At 68.4% G+C, this 19,492-nt stretch carries 18 protein-coding genes and 1 pseudogene; 14 read left to right on the top strand and 5 right to left on the bottom strand.

Going from position 1 to position 19,492, the window contains the following annotated elements; translation table 11 throughout:
• Positions 1-338 precede the first annotated feature (338 nt).
• The 5 genes from ileS (at position 339) to FV220_RS08260 (ending at position 7,699) form a co-directional block, all read left to right on the top strand.
• Entirely contained in the window at positions 339-3,323 is a 2,985-nt protein-coding gene (gene ileS / locus FV220_RS08240; RefSeq protein ID WP_147830670.1) for an isoleucine--tRNA ligase, read from the top strand.
• Between the two features lie 62 nt (positions 3,324-3,385).
• A complete protein-coding gene (gene lspA / locus FV220_RS08245; protein ID WP_056148673.1) occupies positions 3,386-3,886 on the top strand; it encodes a signal peptidase II in 501 nt (166 codons plus the stop codon).
• Positions 3,887-4,101: 215 nt separating this feature from the next.
• Complete coding sequence (locus FV220_RS08250) at positions 4,102-4,731, top strand: hypothetical protein (RefSeq protein WP_018045879.1); 630 nt, start codon at positions 4,102-4,104, stop codon at positions 4,729-4,731.
• A 216-nt stretch (positions 4,732-4,947) separates the two neighbouring features.
• Entirely contained in the window at positions 4,948-6,333 is a 1,386-nt protein-coding gene (locus FV220_RS08255) for a pitrilysin family protein (RefSeq protein WP_018045880.1), read from the top strand.
• A 64-nt stretch (positions 6,334-6,397) separates the two neighbouring features.
• Complete coding sequence (locus FV220_RS08260; protein WP_056148857.1) at positions 6,398-7,699, top strand: pitrilysin family protein; 1,302 nt, start codon at positions 6,398-6,400, stop codon at positions 7,697-7,699.
• Positions 7,700-7,735: 36 nt separating this feature from the next.
• Here FV220_RS08260 and FV220_RS08265 read toward each other — a convergent pair whose 3' ends face one another.
• The gene (locus FV220_RS08265) at positions 7,736-8,161 is read right to left on the bottom strand and encodes a MarR family winged helix-turn-helix transcriptional regulator (protein WP_056148676.1); all 426 of its coding nucleotides are present in this window, start codon (positions 8,159-8,161) and stop codon (positions 7,736-7,738) included.
• A gap of 157 nt (positions 8,162-8,318) precedes the next feature.
• Between FV220_RS08265 and FV220_RS08270 the strand changes: the two genes are divergently transcribed.
• Positions 8,319-9,641, top strand: a complete 1,323-nt coding sequence (locus FV220_RS08270) for an MFS transporter (protein WP_147830672.1) — start codon at positions 8,319-8,321, stop codon at positions 9,639-9,641.
• A gap of 11 nt (positions 9,642-9,652) precedes the next feature.
• On the opposite strand, the gene FV220_RS08275 is transcribed toward FV220_RS08270, so the two are convergent.
• Complete coding sequence (locus FV220_RS08275) at positions 9,653-10,189, bottom strand: L,D-transpeptidase family protein (RefSeq protein ID WP_056148859.1); 537 nt, start codon at positions 10,187-10,189, stop codon at positions 9,653-9,655.
• A 271-nt stretch (positions 10,190-10,460) separates the two neighbouring features.
• On the opposite strand from FV220_RS08275, the gene FV220_RS08280 reads away from it, so the two are divergent.
• Complete coding sequence (locus FV220_RS08280) at positions 10,461-11,147, top strand: response regulator transcription factor (RefSeq protein WP_018045885.1); 687 nt, start codon at positions 10,461-10,463, stop codon at positions 11,145-11,147.
• 3 nt (positions 11,148-11,150) lie between these two features.
• On the opposite strand, the gene FV220_RS08285 is transcribed toward FV220_RS08280, so the two are convergent.
• Positions 11,151-11,372: a hypothetical protein gene (locus tag FV220_RS08285; RefSeq protein WP_018045886.1), complete on the bottom strand. Its 222-nt coding sequence runs from the start codon at positions 11,370-11,372 to the stop codon at positions 11,151-11,153.
• 176 nt (positions 11,373-11,548) lie between these two features.
• Here FV220_RS08285 and FV220_RS08290 point away from each other — a divergent pair, with 176 nt between their 5' ends.
• The 5 genes from FV220_RS08290 to FV220_RS08310 all read left to right on the top strand — a co-directional run bounded on the left by FV220_RS08290 (position 11,549) and on the right by FV220_RS08310 (position 15,383).
• A complete protein-coding gene (locus FV220_RS08290) occupies positions 11,549-12,001 on the top strand; it encodes a cyclic nucleotide-binding domain-containing protein (protein WP_056148680.1) in 453 nt (150 codons plus the stop codon).
• Between the two features lie 96 nt (positions 12,002-12,097).
• On the top strand, positions 12,098-12,361 hold the full coding sequence (locus FV220_RS08295; protein WP_018045888.1) for a YARHG domain-containing protein: 264 nt from the start codon (positions 12,098-12,100) through the stop codon (positions 12,359-12,361).
• An 88-nt stretch (positions 12,362-12,449) separates the two neighbouring features.
• Positions 12,450-13,292 (top strand): 2,3,4,5-tetrahydropyridine-2,6-dicarboxylate N-succinyltransferase, encoded by an 843-nt coding sequence (gene dapD, locus FV220_RS08300; RefSeq protein WP_018045889.1) that lies wholly within the window; start codon positions 12,450-12,452, stop codon positions 13,290-13,292.
• 173 nt (positions 13,293-13,465) lie between these two features.
• Complete coding sequence (locus tag FV220_RS08305; protein ID WP_147830674.1) at positions 13,466-14,347, top strand: alpha/beta hydrolase; 882 nt, start codon at positions 13,466-13,468, stop codon at positions 14,345-14,347.
• A gap of 145 nt (positions 14,348-14,492) precedes the next feature.
• A complete protein-coding gene (locus FV220_RS08310; RefSeq protein ID WP_018045891.1) occupies positions 14,493-15,383 on the top strand; it encodes a phosphatase PAP2 family protein in 891 nt (296 codons plus the stop codon).
• A gap of 175 nt (positions 15,384-15,558) precedes the next feature.
• Here the strand turns inward: FV220_RS08310 and FV220_RS08315 are convergent, their stop codons facing one another.
• The gene (locus FV220_RS08315; protein WP_018045892.1) at positions 15,559-16,302 is read right to left on the bottom strand and encodes a TerC family protein; all 744 of its coding nucleotides are present in this window, start codon (positions 16,300-16,302) and stop codon (positions 15,559-15,561) included.
• A 45-nt stretch (positions 16,303-16,347) separates the two neighbouring features.
• Positions 16,348-17,301, bottom strand: coding sequence for a lipid kinase (locus FV220_RS08320; RefSeq protein ID WP_246689409.1), 954 nt, complete (start codon positions 17,299-17,301; stop codon positions 16,348-16,350).
• 608 nt (positions 17,302-17,909) lie between these two features.
• Here FV220_RS08320 and FV220_RS08325 point away from each other — a divergent pair.
• Together FV220_RS08325 and FV220_RS08330 are read left to right on the top strand one after the other, a co-directional pair.
• A complete protein-coding gene (locus tag FV220_RS08325) occupies positions 17,910-18,713 on the top strand; it encodes a hypothetical protein (RefSeq protein WP_246689410.1) in 804 nt (267 codons plus the stop codon).
• Between the two features lie 15 nt (positions 18,714-18,728).
• Positions 18,729-19,492: pseudogene (locus FV220_RS08330) on the top strand (hypothetical protein); the annotation flags it as partial.

Genomic DNA, 19,492 nt, shown 5'->3' on the forward strand with positions numbered 1-19,492 from the left:
GCGCCGTCACGCATAGGCTGATAACGGCCGAGCTTCCAAAAGGTGGCATCGAATCCCGATCGGCCCTGGCCGACACGTGACCGGCTGGACGATGCGGGAGGATGATCGCCTCGCGGCTGCTGGTTTCTGCCGTCCGGCACTGCTAGAAGCCGGAAATGCGCGTTCTCGACGTCCCGCGCGGCCTGAGCCGCCTTCGAATTACGAGCCCGGCCTCCGCCTGACGGCCGCTGCGGCGGCCCGAGCGGGAGCCGGGAGGGCGGCCGCGCCGCCACCGTTCGCCGACATCGGCCAGACGCCGACCGTCCTGAAGATCAGCGCACCGTTTCGCAGAAGACCCCATGACCGATTCGACAGCCCCCGACGCCGGCCTGCCCACCCGCGACTATTCGCAGACCCTGTTCCTGCCCAAGACCGAGTTCCCCATGCGGGCCGGCCTGCCGGTGCGCGAGCCCCTCCTCCTGGAGCGCTGGGCCGCCATCGACCTCTACGGCCGTATCAGGATAAAGGCCGCCGGACGCCCGAAATTCGTGCTCCACGATGGTCCGCCCTACGCCAACGGCAACATCCATATCGGCACGGCGCTCAACAAGATCCTGAAGGACGTCATCGTCCGCTCGCAGGGCGCGCTCGGCTACGACGCCAATTACGTGCCGGGCTGGGACTGCCACGGCCTGCCGATCGAGTGGAAGATCGAGGAGCAGTACCGCGCCAAGGGCCGCAACAAGGACGACGTACCGGTCCTCGAATTCCGCCAGGAGTGCAGGGCCTTCGCCGGTCAGTGGCTCGATACGCAGCGGACCGAGTTCAAGCGCCTCGGCGTCACCGGCGACTGGGACCACCCCTACGCGACCATGACCTTCCCGGCGGAGGCCACGATCGCGCGCGAACTCATGACCTTCTCCATGACCGGCCAGCTCTACCGCGGCTCGAAGCCGGTGATGTGGTCGGTGGTGGAGAAGACGGCGCTGGCGGAAGCCGAGGTCGAGTACGAGGACCATGTCAGCGATACGATTTTCGTAGCGTTCCGGGTTGCCGACGGGGCACCGGACGATCTTGCCGCGGCACGTGTCGTGATCTGGACGACCACGCCCTGGACCATGCCCGGCAACCGCGCCGTCGCCTATTCGAAGCGGGTGGCCTACGGCCTGTACCGTGTCACCGCGGCGGCCGAGGATAATTGGGCCAAGACCGGCGACACCTACCTCCTCGCCGACACCCTGGCCGCCGGGGTCTTCGCCTCGGCCCGCGTGGAGGCGTTCGAGCGCGTCCGCGACGTGTCGGCTGCAGAGCTTGCCGGCCTCACCCTCTCGCATCCGCTCGCTGGCCACACCGCCGGCTACGACTTCCAGGTTCCACTTCTCGAAGGCGACCACGTCACCGACGAGGCCGGCACCGGCTTCGTCCATACGGCGCCGGGCCATGGCCGCGAAGACTTCGAGGTGTGGATGGCCAATGGCCGCGCGCTCACCCAGCGCGGCATCGACACCCGCATCCCCTACACCGTCGATGCCGATGGGGCGCTCACCGAGGAGGCCCCCGGTTTCACGGGAAAACTCGTCCTGACGCCGAAGGGCGACAAGGGCGACGCCAACAAGGCGGTGATCGCCGCCCTGACGGAGGCCGGCACCCTGGTGGCGCGCGGCACGCTCAAGCACAGCTACCCGCACTCCTGGCGCTCGAAGAAGCCGGTGATCTTCCGCAACACGCCGCAATGGTTCATCGCGCTGGACAAGCCGGTGGAGTCCCTCGGTGAGAGGACGCTGCGCGAGGTGGCGCTCACATCCATCGACGAGACGCGGTGGGTACCATCACAGGGCAAGAACCGCATCAACGGTATGGTCGCCAATCGGCCCGACTGGGTGGTGTCGCGCCAGCGCGCCTGGGGCGTGCCGATCACCGTCTTCGTGAAGAAGGGCACCAGCGAGATCCTGCGCGACGAGGCCGTGAATGCCCGCATCGCCGAAGCCTTCCTGGCCGAAGGCGCCGACGCCTGGTTCACCGATCGGGACGGCGCCCGCTTCCTCGCGCCGGATCACGACCCGGCGGAGTATGAGAAAGTGACGGACGTCCTCGACGTCTGGTTCGATTCGGGCTCGACCCACGCTTTCGTTCTCGACGACCCGGACCAGTTCCCCGGCCTCTCCGGCGTGGTGCGTAAACGCGACGGCGGCCGGGACACGGTGATGTATCTCGAAGGCTCCGACCAGCATCGCGGCTGGTTCCAGTCGTCGCTTCTGGAATCCGCCGGCACACGGGGACGCGCGCCCTACGACATCGTCCTCACCCACGGGTTCGTCCTCGACCCCAAGGGTCTGAAGATGTCGAAGTCGAAGGGCAACGTCGTCGCGCCGCAGAGCGTCATCAAGGATTCGGGCGCCGACATCCTGCGCCTCTGGGTGGCGGCCTCCGATTACGCCGACGACCTGCGCATCGGCCCGGAGATCATCAAGACCTTCGCCGAGACCTACCGTAAGCTGCGCAATTCGCTGCGCTGGATGCTCGGCTCGCTGGCGCATTTCGAGGCGGGCGAACCCGTGCATCATGCCGACTTGCCCGAGCTGGAGCGGCTGATCCTGCATCGCCTCTGCGAACTCGACGGCGAGATCCGCGAGGCATACGCCACTTTCGACACCAAGCGGGTGGTGGCGCTCCTCAACGGCTTCATGACCGGCGACCTCTCGGCTTTCTATTTCGACGTGAGGAAGGACGCGCTCTACTGCGACCCGATCTCGTCGCAGGTCCGCCGCGCCGCGCTGCAGGTCATCGACGAAACCTTCCGCCGGGTGACGATCTGGCTCGCCCCCGTCCTCGCCTTCACGGCGGAGGAAGCCTGGCTCGACCGTTACCCGTCGGATGTCGACTCCGTCCATCTCGAGACGCTGCCCGAGACTCCCGCCTCCTGGCGGAATGCCGCCCTCACGGAGCGCTGGCAGAAGATCCGCCGGGTGCGCCGCGTGGTCACCGGCGCCCTTGAGATCGAGCGCGCGGCCAAGCGCATCGGCGCCAGCCTCGAGGCGGCACCGACCGTCTTCGTCTCCGATTCCGATCTGCTCTCCGCCCTCGACGGGATCGATTTCTCGGAAGTCTGCATCACCTCCGGCATCACGATCGTCGACGGGGAGGGGCCGGAAGAGGCCTTCCGAATCGATGAGGTGCGCGGCGTGGCCGTGGTCTCCGGACCGGCCAAGGGCCGCAAATGTGCCCGGTCGTGGCGCGTCTCCGAGACGGTCGGCTCCGATCCCGATTACCCGGACGTGACACCCCGCGACGCCCAGGCGCTGCGGGAATGGGACGCGCTGCACGCCGCGTCGGGCGTGGCGTGAACGCTTCGCGATCCGACACGGGCCTTCCCTCCCCCCACTTGGGGGGAGGGGAAGGCGCCGGCATGCCCCCCTTCCGCCTCGGCCTCCTTATCCTTCTCGCCACCCTCGTCCTCGATCAGGCCTCCAAGCTCTGGCTCTATTTCGGCACCGATCTGGTGCTGACGCAGCCCTGGCATCTGACCGGCTTCGCGGATGTCGTCGTCGTCTGGAATCGGGGCATCTCCTACGGCCTGTTCCAGCAGGAGGGCGGCCTAGGCCGCTGGATCCTGGTGGCAGTCTCCGTGGCGGCCTCGATCGGGATGATCGCCTGGATGCGCCGTGCCTCGTCGGCGCTCCTGGCCGCCGCCCTCGGGCTCATCGCGGGCGGGGCGATCGGCAACGCCATCGACCGGGCAGCCTACGGTGCGGTGTTCGACTTCGTCCACCTCCATGCGGGCGCATGGTCCTGGTACGTGTTCAACATCGCCGACGCGGCCATCGTCGCCGGTGTCGTCGGCCTCCTCATCGACAGCCTGATCCCGGTCCGGCACCCTCGGGACGAAGCCCCTCCGGGCGGCCCCTGAAGATTCGTGCGGCTGTGATCCGTAAACCACATTGCGGATCGTTGTGGCCGGGAGGCTGGTGCGCTGCGGTCAAGGCGCCATACGTTCGCCTGAAACCGCCGTCAGGCCACGAGGGCAAGACCGGCATCGACCGACACCGACACGCGCCAGCACGTTCCGGGCAGGCACGCATTCGAGCTGGCGCACTCTGCGGGCCGGCGCAATTTGGGGGCAGCATGATCGGGCATCGCGGGTTCATTCTCGGCTTTACCGGACTTCTCGCGGCGAGCGGCGCCCAGGCGCAGCAGGGCGTGTTCATGCGCGACACCCTGAGCAGCATCGGCCTGATCGAGCCCGAGAAGCCGGCCATCACCTATCGTGAGCGGGCGCCCCTGGTGATGCCGCCCAAGCTCGACGGCAAGGCGCTGCCGCCGCCGCGTGCCGCCACTGCCACGCCGCAATGGCCCAAGGATCCCGAGATCGTCCAGCGCGACCGTGAACTCGCCGACGCGAAGAAGCCGATCTCCCGCGGAGCGCAGGGGCGGATGAACGACAACAACATGACGCTTTCGCTCGACGAGATGCGCGGCGGCCGACGCGCCGATGCCAGCGTGCGCACCGAGCCGGGCCGTCCCGAGAGCGACGGCGCCTCGTCGTCGATCTGGAGCCCCTTCGACATCTTCGGCAAGCGCGAGGACAAGGCCCAGCCCATTCTCGCTGAGCCCGATCGCGATACCCTCACCGACCCGCCGAACGGGTACCGCAAGGCCCCGAAGGCGGTCGCCCGCAACAACAGCGACCCCATCAATAATCCCTCGCGCGAGCGTGAGGAAGCCGATCCGGGTGCCTACATCCGGGGTCGCTAGCCGAGTTCCGCGAGGAGCCCGCGGACGGTCCCATCGCTCGTAGAGGAGATGGCCCCGTCCCGCTGGATCCCGCACCCACCCCCGGCGCCCGAAGGGTATCGGTACGGGATTTGCCCTGACCTCGGCCTGCGGATTCGTGGCATCCGAGGCGTGCGCTAAGGGGCATTGCGTTCATGACGGGCGGTCACGCATGGCCGACGTATCAAGGAAAAGACGATGCATCTGTTGCGGAAGGATACGCCCGGGTTCTCGCTCAACCGCCGCTACGGCCATGCCGGCCGGGCCGAGGCCGCGCCGTTCGGGCGGTCCGAGGCCGGTGGCCCCGAAGTCTCCGCCTTTGCCCTCGATAACGGCCTCGATGTCGTCGTGGTGCCCGATCACCGCGCGCCGGTGGTGACGCACATGGTGTGGTACCGCAACGGTTCGGCCGACGATCCGATCGGGCAGTCCGGCATCGCGCACTTTCTCGAACACCTGATGTTCAAGGGCACGGAGAAGCATCCGGTCGGCGCCTTCTCGCAGGCCGTGTCCGGCCTCGGCGGCCAGGAGAACGCCTTCACCTCCTACGATTACACCGCCTATTTCCAGCGCGTCGCCCGCGACCATCTCAAGACCATGATGGAGTTCGAGGCCGACCGCATGACCGGTCTCGTCCTCGAGGATGCCGTGGTGGCGCCGGAGCGCGACGTGGTGCTGGAAGAGCGCCGCATGCGGGTGGAGACCGACCCGTCGGCCCAGCTCTCCGAGGCCATGGCCGCCTCGCTGTTCGTGCATCACCCCTACGGCACGCCGATCATCGGCTGGATGCACGAAATCGAGGATCTCAACCGCACCCACGCCCTCGACTATTACAACCGCTTCTACACCCCTGAGAACGCCATCCTGGTCGTGGCCGGTGACGTGACGCCCGACGAGGTCCGGCGGCTCGCCGACGACACCTACGGGCTCGTGACGCCGCGCGGCGCCCGGCCGGTGCGGGTGCGCGCCAAGGAGCCCGAGCCCCGCGCGCTCCGCCGGCTCAGCGTCGTCGATCCGAAGGTGGAACAGCCGACCCTGCAGCGGCTCTATCTCACCCCCTCCTGCATGACCGCCCGCGACGGCGAGTGCCACGCCCTGGAACTGCTGGCCGAGGTGATGGGCGGCGGCTCCACGTCCTTCCTCTACCGCAAACTGGTGATGGAGCTCGGCGTCGCCGTGAATGCCGGCGCCTGGTACATGGGCTCGGCCATCGACGACACGCGCTTCTCGGTCTACGCCATCCCCGCCGAGGGCGTGAGCCTGGAGCGCCTGGAGGACGAGGTCGACCGCGTCCTGCGCCGCGTCCCCTCCGAGGCCCTGGGTCCGGAGGCCATCGAACGGGCCAAGACCAGGCTCGTCGCCGAAACGGTCTATTCCTCCGACAGCCAGTCGTCGCTGGCCCGTATCTACGGCTCGGCGCTCGCCATCGGCGAGAGCATCGAGGAGGTCCGCCGCTGGCCCTCCGACATCGAGGGCGTGACGCGGGATCGCCTCGCCGCCGTGGCCGAGCGCTACCTGATCCCCGCCCGCTCCGTCACCGGATACCTGACCAAGACGCGCGATCCCGACGCCGCCGTTGCGTGAGGCGACCCTCACGCACGATCCCGCTGATCCCGGCCCGGGCGCCCAGAAGAAGAATGAGGTTCTCATGAACTCGGTCGAAGCCAATCTGGTCGATACCACCGCCCGCAGCGCGAACGCCCCCACGCTGGCGCTTCCGGTGGCCGCCGCCGCCGGCATCGAGGCCTGGCACGTGGAATCGCCCGTGGTGCCGATGATCGCCCTCGCCTTCACCTTCGAGGGGGGGGCGGCTCAGGATCCCGAAGGCAAGGGCGGCGTGGCGCAGATGCTGGCGCGCCTCCTCGACGAGGGCGCCGGCGACCTCTCCTCCGACGCCTTCCAGGAGCGTCTGGCCGCGCGGGCCATCGAATTGTCGTTCCATGCCGGCGCCGACGCGGTGGGCGGCTCCCTCAAGATGCTGGTCAAGCACGCCGACGAGGCCATCGACCTCCTCGCCCTGGCGCTCGCCAAGCCGCGCTTCGATCCCGACGCCATCGAGCGCGTGCGCGCCCAGACGCTGGCCGGCCTGCGCTACCAGCAGAACGATCCGGGCGTGATGGCCTCACGCCGCTTCTTCGCCGAAGCCTATGCCGGCCATCCCTATGCCCGTCCCTCGTCCGGCACGCCGGAGAGCATCGCGGCCATCACCCGCGACGACCTCGTGGCGATGCACCGGCGGATCATCGGCCGCGGCGGTCTGAAAGTGGCGGCCGTCGGCGCCATCGATGCCGACCGTCTGGCCGATGCCCTCAACCGCGCCTTCGGTGTCCTCGACGAGGCCGGACCGCTGAACGCCGTGCCGCAGACCCAGGTCGGCCAGCTTGGGCGCCGCGTCGTCGTCGATATCGACGTGCCGCAATCGGTCCTGCGCTTCGGCATGGGCGGCGTGCCGTGGAAGGACCCGGATTTCATCCCCGCCTATGTGCTCAACCACATCCTCGGCGGCGGCTCCTTCACCTCGCGCCTGTTCCAGGAAGTGCGCGAGAAGCGTGGGCTGGCCTATTCGGTCGGCACCTCCCTCGTCAGCCACCGCGCCAGCGCCATGACCTGGGGCTACACCGCCACCAAGAACGAGCGCGTCGGCGAAGCCCTGTCGGTGATCGGCGACGAGATCGGCCGGCTCATCAGCGACGGCCCATCCGACGAGGAGCTTCAGAAGGCCAAGGATTACCTCACCGGCTCCTATGCGCTCGGCTTCGACACCTCGACCAAGATCGCGCACCAGCTCGTGCAGATCTCCTTCGAGGGGCTGGGGATGGACTACTTCGCCCGCCGCAACGAGATGGTGACGAACGTGACCCAGGCGGACATCCGCCGCGCCGGTGCCCGCACCTTCGCCGACGGCAAGATGCTGGTGGTGGCCGCGGGGCGCCCCACGGATTTCCTGTAGGATTCGGACGCTCCACGGGGTCCCAGCGACACCCAATCAGACCGATAGGGCGAGCCGCTCGGCCGCCCGGCGCAGGTCGTCCGCCGGCACCGCTCCGTAGCGTTCCTCGAACGTCCGTTGCGCCCGCTCCCAGAAAGGCCGCGCCTCCTCGACACGTTTTTGGCCGGCCTCCGTGAGGGTGAGTGAGCGCGTGCGGCCGTCCCGTCCCGGACCGGCGGCGATGAGACCGTCCCGGGTGAGCGGATGCAGGGCGCGGCCCATCGTAGTGCGGTCCATCACCATGATGTCGGCAAAGCCGTTGATGGAGATCGGCCCGACACGGCCGAGACCGCGCAACAGACCGTACTGGCTGGTGCGCAGGCCGGTCGGCGCGAGATGCTGGTCGTAATGCTGAGTCAGCCGGCGCGACGCCTGGCGAAGGGCGAGGCAGTGGCACGGTGACACCGGTGCCGGACGGTCCATCGCGAAAAGTCCTCGAGGAATGGGTCACGGGGTCTGCGGACGACGCGCTTGTGTAAAGCGTGCATATGCGCCTAAGCAAGGGTCGACCGCGTCGCGGTGCCGGGCATGCCCGCCCGGTGATCCCACCGAACCAGCATGCGGAACCCGAAGAGGCCGTATGACCATCACCGCTCCCTTCGGGTCGTTGTCGAACGCCGTTGCCGTGCCGCTTGCCCGCCGCAACGTCCATTACGGCTGGGTCGTCGCCGGCGTCACCTTCCTCACCATGCTGGTGACGGCCGGCGCCGTTGGCGCACCGGGCGTGCTGATCCTGCCCTTGCAGAAGGAGTTCGGCTGGGACACGGCGACGATCTCCTCGGCGCTGGCCGTGCGCTTCGTCCTGTTCGGATTGATGGGGCCTTTCGCGGCCCAGCTGATGAACCGCTACGGCCCGCGCCGCATCGTGCTCCTGGCGCTTCTGCTCATCGTCGGGGGGCTCCTCACCTCCCTGTTCATGAGCGAGGTCTGGCAGCTGGTCATGCTCTGGGGCGTCGTCGTCGGCATCGGCACGGGGCTCACCGCCCTGGTACTCGGCGCCACCATCGCGACCCGCTGGTTCTCGCGCTCGCGCGGCCTCGTGGTCGGTCTCCTCACCGCCAGTTCGGCCACCGGCCAGCTCATCGTGCTGCCGCTCCTCGCCGCCCTCACCGAACATCTCGGCTGGCGCGCCGCACTCCTGGTGATCTGCGGGCTGCTGCTCACGGCGGGGCTCGCCGTCACGGCGCTGTTGCGGGACCGGCCGGAGGACATGGATCTGGCCCCCTATGGCGAGACCGCAGTTACCGGTACCGCTCCGCCGCCGGTCGTGAGCGGCTCCGCCCTCGGAGCCCTGGCGGAGGCGTCGCGCACGGGTGTGTTCTGGGTGCTCTTCGCCACGTTCTTCATCTGCGGGGCCAGCACCAACGGGCTGATCCAGACCCACTTCATCCCCCTCTGCGCCGATTACGGCATCGGCCCGGTCCAGGGGGCGAGCGTGCTGGCGGCGATGGGCGTGTTCGACTTCATCGGCACGGTGGCGTCGGGCTGGCTCTCCGACCGCTACGACAACCGCTGGCTCCTGTTCTGGTATTACGGCCTGCGCGGCCTCTCGCTGATGTTCCTGCCGTTCTCCGACTTCTCCTTCGTCGGCCTGTCTGTCTTCGCCGCTTTCTATGGGCTCGACTGGATCGCCACGGTGCCGCCCACCGTGCGGCTCACCGCCGCCCGGTTCGGGCGCGAGAAGGCGAACCTCGTCTTCGGCTGGGTGTTCGCGGGTCACCAGCTCGGGGCCGCCACCATCGCCTACGGCGCCGGCCTGTCACGCACCGCCCTGTCGAGCTACCTGCCGGCCTTCTTCGCCGCCGGTGCCCTGTGCATCCTCGCCGCCATCCTCGTCCTGACCCTGTCCCGTCCGGGAGACCGGCCGGACGCATCGCCCGCCGCCCTGCCGGTCCGGGGGTAGGGATGCACGGGTCACAGGATCTGCAGCCGGGTGTGCGGCCCGAGGCGCCGCAGTAGCCGGACGAGGTCGCCTCGCTTCACCGCGACGCAGCCCTCCGTCGGCAGGTATCCCGCCCGTGCCACATGGAGGAAGATCGCCGAGCCGCGCCCCGGCCGGATCGGCTGGCGGTTGTAGTCGAGATCGACGACGAGGTCGTAGAGACCGTCCTCCCGCCACATCCGCTCCGCGCTGACGCCGGGGGCGGGCAGGACGATCGGCCGGTTGTAGCGCCGGTCGCGCGGGTCGTCGCACCAGCCGTCGTTCTGTCGCGTCCGGCGCAGAGCCAGCGCGGTGCGGGGGCGGGCCCCGAAATGGTCCGGGCGATAGGCCCCGGCCCGCAGGCGGAAGACGCCCCGCGGGGACAGGCCGTCTCCTTCGCGCTTGACCTGACCGATGCCGGAGCGGCCGAGCGCGCAGGGAATGACCGCGTTGGCGGCGAGAATCTGCCCGCGAGTGGGATCACTCACCAGCCGGCGGACGCGGATGCGAGAGAGGGTCAAACGGATCATGTCGGCCTTATCGACCGGACAGACCGGCCCGAGCCAGCCCATTCCTGAGGCGGCGATGCGCGACGACGGCACCCATGCGAAACTTTTTCGGGGGTCGAACCGTCACGGACGTGCATACTCCGCCTCCGGCGCGACCTCGTTCAAGGTTCTGACATAAACCCGCCATCACTCTGCTGTGTAGGCTCGCGGCCGACGAAGCGGTCGTCTCTCAAGTTTTCGGGATCGGCCCGTTCGGGCACATCCCTGTTGCGTGTGAAAGTATCCCCGGCCGATGTCGACCACCCATCGCCTTCTCGTCTGCGACGACGACGAGTCCCTGCGCGAAACCTTGATCGAACAACTCGACCTGTACGAGGAGTTCGTCACCGTCAGCGCGGAGGACGGGAAATCCGCCCTCGCCCGCGTGGCCGAGGACCGGATCGATCTCGCGATCATGGATGTCGGCCTGCCGGACATGGACGGGCGCGAAGCGGTGCGGACCATGCGCCGCAACGGTTATCGCGGCCCGGTCATCATGCTGAGCGCGCAGGATTCGGAAGAAGACACGGTGGAGGGCCTGGAAGCGGGCGCCAACGATTATGTCGCCAAGCCGTTCAAGTTCGCGGTGCTCCTCGCGCGCATCCGCGCGCATCTGCGCAGCCACGAGGCCAGCGAGGACGCCGTCTTCCAGATTGGCCCCTACACCTTCCGCCCCGGCGCCAAGCTCCTCATCTGTGAGCGTGGCTCGAAGCTGAAGCTCACCGAGAAGGAGACGGCGATCCTGCGCTTCCTCTACCGCGCCGGCCGCGAGGTGGTGGGCCGCGACACGTTGCTGGCCGAAGTCTGGGGCTACAACGCGCAGGTCACCACGCATACGCTGGAGACCCACATCTACCGCCTGCGCCAGAAGATCGAGCCGAACCCGGCCGTCACCGCCATCCTCGTGACGGAAGGCGGTGGCTACAAGTTGCTGCCCTGAGGATCAGGCGGCCGCATTCGGCGCATCACCGCCGGATGTGTGGAAGGCGGCGATTTCCCGAATCAGGTCGCGTTGCTGCTCGATGACGAGATCGGACAAGATTTCGTCGTCGTTCCCATCGATGACCGACAGCAGGCGGATATCCGGATATCGGCCCTCGAAGAAGACGAGGACCTCGGATTGCGCATAGGGATCGTTCGGATCCAGGCAGAAGTGATTGGACACCGGAATTTCCGTCTTCGTCGCCCTCGGGAGACGCGTCTATCCACCGGTTTCATGACATCCGTTTGATCGACGCTCCGTCCCTGCGCGGGCGCGGCGCCGGATTTCCCCCCTCGCCCGCCTTCGGCTAAGGCTAGCTCCTCCGGAGGGACGCCTCCGTCTTGAGGGAGCGGACGGCATTGGGGCTCGACGACGACATCGCGATCCTGGCGGCCGCGCCCCTGTTCAGCTTCATGGCGCGGGACGCCCTGAGGCTGCTCTCCTTTGCCGCTGAGCGTCGCAGCCTGACGCCGGGGGACGTGCTGTTCGCCCGCAACGAGCGCAGCGATGGCGGATACGTCGTCATGTCCGGAACGGTCGAACTGGCGCCGCGTGGCGCCGGTGCCGAGCCCGTCAGGGTCGGCCGCTCCGCCCTGATCGGGCAGATGGCGCTGTTCCTGCGCGGCGAGCGCCCCACCGATGCCCATGCCGTCACGGCGGCGGAGGTCGTCCGCATCACGCCCACGCTGATGCGCCGGGTGCTCGAGGAATTTCCCGATGCGGCCGAGGCGATCCATGCCGCCCTTCATGACGACCTCGGTACGTTGATCGAGGATCTCGACGGCGTGCGCGCCAGGATCGACGCCATCTGACATCGTATCGTCCTCTCGCCGGACGCACGATCTGGCAAAACCTGCCGGGACGGGCCAAAAGTCTTCCGTCCCTCAACACTCTTCCGGGAAGTGCTCATGCGCGCCGCCGTGGTTCTCTGCCTCGCTCTCCTGCCCGCCGCCCCCGCCCTGGCGGCATCCCCCTGCGAGGAACTCTGGGGCGAGCGCAACGCGGTCTATGCGGAGGCCGGCTACTGCTTCAAGACGCAGCGGGCGATCTCGGCCTTCGGCAACGTCAATTGCCGCTTCTCCGACATCCGCGACGTCCCGCTCTCCGCCCGCGACCGGGCGAAGGTCGGCGAGATCGTGCGGGAAGAAAGCCGTAACGGCTGCCGCGAGTGAGCCCACGCCTCGCCTGACGCGCCGAGGTGACAGGCCGGGCCGCCTTTTGTAAGCACGGCCCTTCCCCCTAACCGACCGGAACGCCACCATGTCCCACGCCGATCTCTCCACCACCATCGAGACCGCCTGGGAGGAGCGTGCCGGCATCGACGTCTCGACCAAGGGTGCCGTGCGCGACGCCGTAGACGAGGCCCTCGATCTCCTCGACTCCGGCAAGGCCCGCGTGGCCGAGAAAGTCGGCGAGGAATGGCAGGTCAACCAGTGGCTCAAGAAGGCGGTGCTGCTGTCCTTCCGCCTCAACGACATGGAGATCATCCATGGCGGACCCGATGGCGCCAATTGGTGGGACAAGGTGCCCTCGAAGTTCGAGGGCTGGAAGAAGAAGCATTTTCGCGAGGCCGGCTTCCGGGCCGTGCCCGGCTGCTTCGTGCGGCGCGGCTCCTACATCGCGCCCGGCGCCGTGCTGATGCCCTCCTTCATCAATCTCGGCGCCCATGTGGGTGAGGGCACGATGGTGGATACCTGGGTGACGATCGGCTCCTGCGCGCAGGTGGGGAAGAACTGCCACATCTCCGGCGGTGCCGGCATCGCCGGAGTGCTCGAGCCGCTTCAGGCCAACCCGGTCATCATCGAGGACAATTGCTTCATCGGCGCCCGCGCCGAGGTGGCCGAGGGCGTGATCGTCGGTGAGGGCAGCGTACTGTCCATGGGCGTCTATATCGGCGCCTCCACGAAGATCATCGACCGGTCCACGGGCGAGGTCATGTACGGCCGCGTGCCGCCCTATTCGGTGGTGGTCTCGGGCACGACGCCCGGCAAGGACCTGCCCGACGGTACGCCCGGCCCCGGCCTCTACTGCGCCGTCATCGTCAAGCGCGTCGATGCCGGCACCCGCTCCAAGACCGCCATCAACGAGCTGCTTCGGACCTGAGACGCGCTCGCATGCGATTCGGATCGGCACTCTCCTCTTTCCCGTCGCGGAAAGAGGAGGGGCGGGCGCTCCTCATCGGCCCTGGCGCGACACAGGGCCGACCTGTGCGGCAGCGACCGGCGCGTTAGATCTTCCGTCCGATACAGACCGTCCCGGATGAGGCGTTGCCAGCGATGATCGAGCCTGCCCACTCCACCCGTGGTTTTCAGCTCGACGTGCTGGAGCGCAAGGTCCCGACTCCCTGCGACATCGTCGGGAGCGGCCCGGCGGCCCTGCTCCTGCCGGCCCTGTCGTCGATCTCGGCCCGCGCGGAGATGCGGCCCCTCGCCAAGATTCTGGGCCACGACTATCGTTGCCTGATTCCCGACTGGCCCGGCTTCGGCAACCATCCGCGGTCCCGCATCGCCATGGAGCCGGAGACCTTCCACGCCTTCATGGATTCCCTGCTCGCGGCATTGCCCGGCCCCTACGCCATCGGCATCGCGGCGGGTCATGCGGGACCCTATCTCGTGGCGGCCGCACGGCGGCATCCAGGTGTGTTCGACCGGCTCGTCCTCATTGCACCCACCTGGCGTGGGCCGCTGCCCACCGCTCTGGGCGACTCGCGCCGCGGCTGGCTCTCGGGCATCCGCAAGGCCATCGAACTTCCGCTGCTGGGCGAGGCGCTCTACCGCATCAACATCAGTCCTCCGATCATCGGCCGGATGATGCGCGCGCATGTCTATGCCGATCCGGACCACGTCACACCCGGCATCATCGCCGACAAACACGCCGTGACACTCCAGCCGGGGGGCCGTTTCGGCACGGCGGCCTTCGTCACCGGAGGGCTCGATCCGTTCAAGGTCCGCAAGGACTTTCTCGCCCTGATCGAGGCGGCCGGACTTCCGCCGATCCTGGTTTTACGTCCGGAGCGTGCGCCCCGCCGGTCCGGCGCCGAGATGGACGCTCTCATCGCCGCCGGCCATGTGGCCAAGGCTTCGGTTCCGGGGGCCTTGAGTCCGCATGAGGAATATCCGGGAGAGGTCGCCGCCGCGATCCTCGCCGGCATCCGATAGGGGTCTCGTGCGCGGACCTGCGGGCAAACCTGTTACGGATCGGCGAAATGTCATGCGCTCAGGGTGCCATACGAGTGTCGTTCAGGAACCCTATGGCTCCCCTATCGCTTGCCATTCCCGACGCATTTCACCCTGAGCCGCCGCCATGTATTCTTTGTTTCCCGCTCTCGCGTCGCTCGCCTTCACGTCCTGCGCCCTGATGGCGGCTCCTGCCTCGGCGCAGGCACCCGCGCCGAACACGGCCGACAGCAAAGCCACGAGCGGAAAGCCTCGTTCGGCGCCGGCCGTCGCCACGACGCCGTTGACGCCGGAGATGCCGGCACGCGCGCCCTATCTGTCCGACGCCACCGCGCCCGATACGGTCGCGATCCTGCCCCCGCCGCCGCGGGGACAATCGGCGGCGGAGACGGCGGACAAGACCATCTTCGCAGGGACCCGCGCCCTGAAGGGCAGCGCGCGCTGGGAACTCGCCACGGCGGATGTGGCGGACGGCCCCTCGGCCATCCTCGATGATTTCGCCTGCGTGCTCGGCCGCAAGATCGATCAGTCCCGCTCCCCGGCACTGATGACCCTGCTCGAACGCACCCGCCTTGATATTGGCCGGGCCACCCGTCCGCTCAAGGAGCATTACCGTCGCCTGCGGCCCTTCGTCGGCAACGAGGCCGAGATCTGCGTGGCGCGCACCCGCGAGCTCGGCGACGCCTTCAGCTTCCCGTCCAGCCACGCGACTCAAGGGTGGGCCTACGCGTCCATCCTCGCCGCACTGGTGCCGGAGAAAGCGACGCAGTTCTTCGTCCGCGGCAAGGCCTACGGCGAGAACCGCATCGTCTGCGGCGTGCATTGGGCCAGCGACGTGGAAGCCGGCCGCACGACGGCCAGCGTCGTCGTCAGCGCGCTCCAGGGTGATCCGGGCTTCCGCGCGGATCTCGAAAAGGCACGGGCGGAGATCGGCAAGAACCTCTCGCAGGAAGGCTCGCCGCCGGACGCGGCGATCTGTGCCCGCGAGACCTCGGCCCTGCGCGAACCCATCCTGTAGACGGCTACGGGGGCGCGGCGGCGGCCGAGGCCCTGAGCGCGGGTCACGCCGGGCGCGCCCCGACACACCCACCAAGCCCCTTCGATCTTGCCAAAACGAAGAAAGGCCCGACCGTTGATCCCGGTCGGGCCTTTCTTCGTTTTCCCGTGAAACGGAAGGGAAGGGGCTTACGCCCTTACCCCGCCGTCGTCTTGTTCCGTCTCCGGCGTCGGGCGAGGAGATTGAGTGCCTCGACGCCGGCCGAGAAGGCCATGGCGGTGTAGATGTAGCCCTTCGGCACGTGGGCGCCGAAACCTTCCGCGATCAGCGTCATGCCGATCATGATGAGGAAGCCGAGCGCCAGCATCACCACGGTGGGGTTGGCATCGATGAAGCGCGCCAGCGGGTCGGCCGCCAGCAGCATGACGGTGACGGCGGTGATGACGGCGATCACCATGATCGGCACGTGATCGGTCATGCCCACCGCCGTGATGATGCTGTCGATGGAAAAGACGAGGTCGAGGACGAGAATCTGCCCGACGGCGGCGGCGAAGCTCAGCACCACCGGGGACGACGCATCCTCGTGGCCGTCATCGGGATCGACGGTCTCGTGGATCTCCTTCGTCGCCTTCCACAAGAGGAACAGGCCGCCGCCGATGAGGATCATGTCCCGCCAGGAGAAGGCCTTGCCGAAGATCTCGAAGACCGGCTGCGTCAGGTGGACGATGTAGGCGACGGTGCCGAGCAGGCCGAGACGCAGGACCAGCGCGAGGCCGATGCCGATGCGGCGGGCCTTGGTCTGCTGATGGGCCGGCAGCTTGTTGGTGAGGATCGAGATGAAGATCAGATTGTCGATGCCGAGCACCACCTCCATCACGATGAGGGTGGCGAGCGCCACCCAGGCGGTCGGGTCTGCGGCGAGTTGAAGAAGGGAATCCACGGGGAGAGAACCTCGAACGTCGTCAGGTCGGAAAGCGGCGGAAGATCAGGACGCGGCGGGGATGATGCCGGGGCGCTCGGCGGGTTCCGGCGCATAGATCCGGATGGCCTTCGGCACGACCTTGAAATGGGCCGGCGTGTAGGTGGAGAGTTCCCCGTCGGTGTTCACCGGCCGAGGCTTCTTCGTCTTCACCACGATCTCGGTGGTGTTGAAGGCGCGCACGTCGGCGGCCTTGCCCTGGGTGCCCCGCCTGAGGGCCGGGAGCAGCGCGATGAGCCGCCACCAATGCGTGACCTCCAGGCTGTAGAAATCGAGCTTGCCGTCATCGACCGTGGCGGTCTCCTCCACGGTCATCCCGCCGCCGTAATGGCGGCCGTTGCCCACCGAGACCTGGATCGTGGTGATGGTCTCGGTCAGCCCGTCATGTTCGAGATAGACCGTGAAAGGACGCACCCGCCGCAGGACGCGCAGGGCGGCGATGGCATAACCGAGCGTGCCCCACTTCTTCTTCGATTCCGCGGTGAGATCACCGGCGAGGTCGGCCGAAAATCCGATGCTCGCCACGTTGAAATAGTAGCGGCCGTTGACCCAGCCGAGGTCCACCGCCTGGGGCTTGGCCGTGCCGATGAGCTCGGCTGCCTCCACCGGGTCGGTGGGCAGGCCGAGGGAACGGGCGAGGTCGTTGGCGGTGCCGAGCGGCAGGATGCCCAGCGGCAGGCCGGTCTCCACCAGGGCCGGCGCGGCCGAGTTCATGGTGCCGTCGCCGCCGCCGAGGATGACGAGATCGCACTCCTTCGCATGGCGCTTGATCACCGCCGTGCAATCGGGATCGCCCGGCGGCTCGAACGGCTCGATGCCGGCGGCACGTAAGGCATCCCGCACGGCGTCGAGGGAGAACGAGCCGTTCCGGGCGTTCGGGTTGACGAGAAGAAGAGCCCGGCGGGCGGAGGCGGCGCTCACGAGGCGGCCTCCGGGAAGGGGCATCTCGAGATGCCGCATGAGATCATCGCAACAACCACGTGTTTCAGAACCCCCCGGTGCGTTCGCGCCGCGTCAGCGCAAAGGCAGAGAAGGAGTCCGACATCGCGGCCGACGCCTCGGCCGCCAGAGGGGCCCGGACCCGTCAAGCTCTCCAGAGGTGGGCGCTTCCAGGCCGATGGCAAGAGGCAATATTCTGGAGGCAGGCCGGTTGCGGTAAGATGGCCACGCGCAACCTCGGCGGACGCCGATCGCAGATGGCTGGGAACAGCGGGCATAGCGCGGGGAACGGTGCCCGATCGAAACCGCCTGACAATGCCGTATGCTAAGCAGGTCTAGCAAAAGTGGTCATCGGTTTTGCGTCCCAGAACCTGCAACACTCCAAAGGCCTAGGCAAGGTGAAGCGTTGGTGTTCCAACGCGAACCCGCACAGGTCTCGTGCGTCGACGCGACCCCGTCGCGAACGGCCCGCCTCGACGCGGGCAACCGAACGCCCGACCTTGACGTTTCCTTCCGGCCGGACGCTGTCATGCGGTCGTGCCCACCCTCCACGTCGCTCGCGACAGCGGTGAGATGCCATGCGCTACGGATTGTTCTCAACTTGCTCGGCGGCCCTCCTCGGGGCTCTGATGTCCACTGGTAGCGCCGGGGCACAGGGCCGTCCGGCCTGGGTCGATCCTCCTGCCAAGGCCGATACGAAGCCCGAACCGAAGGGCGACGCGAAGCCCGCCTCCCCCCAGGCCGTGCAGGAGGCACCCCAGGCGAGCCCGGCCCAGGCGGCGAAACCCGAGACCACGCCGAGTGCCGCCTCCGTCGCGGAGAGGAGCGCGGAGGTACCGCGGCGCTCCCGTCGCGGCAGCCGCCACGCCGAGGCCGGGATCAGGCATTCCCCCCGCCGCCTCTCGCAGGTTCCGCCGAGCGCCCTCCCCCTCACCGTCTCCCCGGGCGCACCGTCCCCGAGCATGGCGATGGCCTCCGAGGACCGCTTTCCCGAATGGGCGCGCAAGGCCCAGAGGCTGAACGAGGAGTATCTCGACGCGATCTCCCAGCCCGGCGACGGCATGGTCGCCGCCGCACCGCGTTTCTATGCCGAGTCCGTGCGCTTCCACGGTCGCACCCTGTCGCTGGCCGCGGTGATGGCGGAGAAGCGCCGCTTCGTCCGACGCTGGCCGGACCGCCGCTACGTGCTGCAGGACGGGTCCCCGCGCACGGCCTGCAGCGTCGGCACGAGCAGTTGCATCGTGCGCTCCACCTTCGATTTCCGGGCGGCGAATCCGAGGAACGGTGCCCGCTCGCAGGGCGTGGCGGAACTGACCTTGGAAATCTCTTTCGCCGGACCGCGCCCGGTGATCGTATCCGAGTCGAGCCGTGTCCTGCGCCGCTTCGCACCGGGACCGCTGAGCGCCGCCGCATCGACACGGCCCGGTGCCTGAGACACAGTCGAACCGATGATCGCGACCGCAGCCAAGACACGCGCGACGAACACGTCACGCGCATCCGACAAGACATCCCCGACGACGGTGTCCGACGAGGCCGAAGCTTCGACCATCGTCGCCGCGCGTGCGGCACGGGAATCGGTCCGGTCGATGATCGAAGCGGAGATCCGCCGCCAGGACGCGTTTCCGGTGGCTCGCCGGACGCTGCAGCTCCTGGCCGAGGCCGTGGTCGAGCCCGCCGCCGAGCCGCCCTTCTACAGGGTCGTCGATCGCACCGGGGCACCGCGAGAGGGTGAGACCGGCCCACTGACCCTGGAGGACCTGTTCGCCGAGTTGCGGGAGCGCCATGGCGCTCTCTTCGTGCCGGTGCCGCCGAAACCCGTGGTGGAGGCGCCGCTCGAGCCCACGGCGTCGGACGACATCAAGGCGGCGACGGCGCGGTTCGTGGAATCGCAGTCGGAACGAGCCCGCTCGGTGATGGCCCGCTCGGTCGCCAGGGGAAGGTCGGCCGCGGCCACCGTCTCGGCGAGTCTGGCGGGCACGCTGAGCACCATCCGTCACTCCCTGGCGGATCGCCCCACCGGCGGGCAGGGCTCGAGCCCGCAACCGAGTTTGCGCGAACGCGGCATGCGCATCGGTGCCTCGTTCGGCGACAGGGCCCGCGAGACGGTCGCCATCGCCCGTGAGCGTCTCTCGGGCCTCGCCGCCGGGGATGGCGCGGCCTCTCCCTCGGCAACGCCGGTCCAGGGAGGGCAACCGGCCCGCTGGCCCGGGCT

Origin of the sequence: Methylobacterium sp. WL19 (assembly GCF_008040005.1) — a bacterium.
Classification (GTDB): Bacteria; Pseudomonadota; Alphaproteobacteria; order Rhizobiales; family Beijerinckiaceae; genus Methylobacterium; species Methylobacterium bullatum.

Excerpts from the sequence above, each read along its gene's own strand:
- ileS (WP_147830670.1), top strand. The coding sequence starts at position 339 with ATGACCGATTCGACAGCCCCCGACGCCGGCCTGCCCACCCGCGACTAT.
- lspA (WP_056148673.1), top strand. The coding sequence starts at position 3,386 with ATGCCCCCCTTCCGCCTCGGCCTCCTTATCCTTCTCGCCACCCTCGTC.
- FV220_RS08250 (WP_018045879.1), top strand. The coding sequence starts at position 4,102 with ATGATCGGGCATCGCGGGTTCATTCTCGGCTTTACCGGACTTCTCGCG.
- FV220_RS08255 (WP_018045880.1), top strand. The coding sequence starts at position 4,948 with ATGCATCTGTTGCGGAAGGATACGCCCGGGTTCTCGCTCAACCGCCGC.
- FV220_RS08260 (WP_056148857.1), top strand. The coding sequence starts at position 6,398 with ATGAACTCGGTCGAAGCCAATCTGGTCGATACCACCGCCCGCAGCGCG.
- FV220_RS08265 (WP_056148676.1), bottom strand. The coding sequence starts at position 8,161 with ATGGACCGTCCGGCACCGGTGTCACCGTGCCACTGCCTCGCCCTTCGC.
- FV220_RS08270 (WP_147830672.1), top strand. The coding sequence starts at position 8,319 with ATGACCATCACCGCTCCCTTCGGGTCGTTGTCGAACGCCGTTGCCGTG.
- FV220_RS08275 (WP_056148859.1), bottom strand. The coding sequence starts at position 10,189 with ATGATCCGTTTGACCCTCTCTCGCATCCGCGTCCGCCGGCTGGTGAGT.
- FV220_RS08280 (WP_018045885.1), top strand. The coding sequence starts at position 10,461 with ATGTCGACCACCCATCGCCTTCTCGTCTGCGACGACGACGAGTCCCTG.
- FV220_RS08295 (WP_018045888.1), top strand. The coding sequence starts at position 12,098 with ATGCGCGCCGCCGTGGTTCTCTGCCTCGCTCTCCTGCCCGCCGCCCCC.
- dapD (WP_018045889.1), top strand. The coding sequence starts at position 12,450 with ATGTCCCACGCCGATCTCTCCACCACCATCGAGACCGCCTGGGAGGAG.
- FV220_RS08305 (WP_147830674.1), top strand. The coding sequence starts at position 13,466 with ATGATCGAGCCTGCCCACTCCACCCGTGGTTTTCAGCTCGACGTGCTG.
- FV220_RS08310 (WP_018045891.1), top strand. The coding sequence starts at position 14,493 with ATGTATTCTTTGTTTCCCGCTCTCGCGTCGCTCGCCTTCACGTCCTGC.
- FV220_RS08320 (WP_246689409.1), bottom strand. The coding sequence starts at position 17,301 with ATGCGGCATCTCGAGATGCCCCTTCCCGGAGGCCGCCTCGTGAGCGCC.
- FV220_RS08325 (WP_246689410.1), top strand. The coding sequence starts at position 17,910 with ATGTCCACTGGTAGCGCCGGGGCACAGGGCCGTCCGGCCTGGGTCGAT.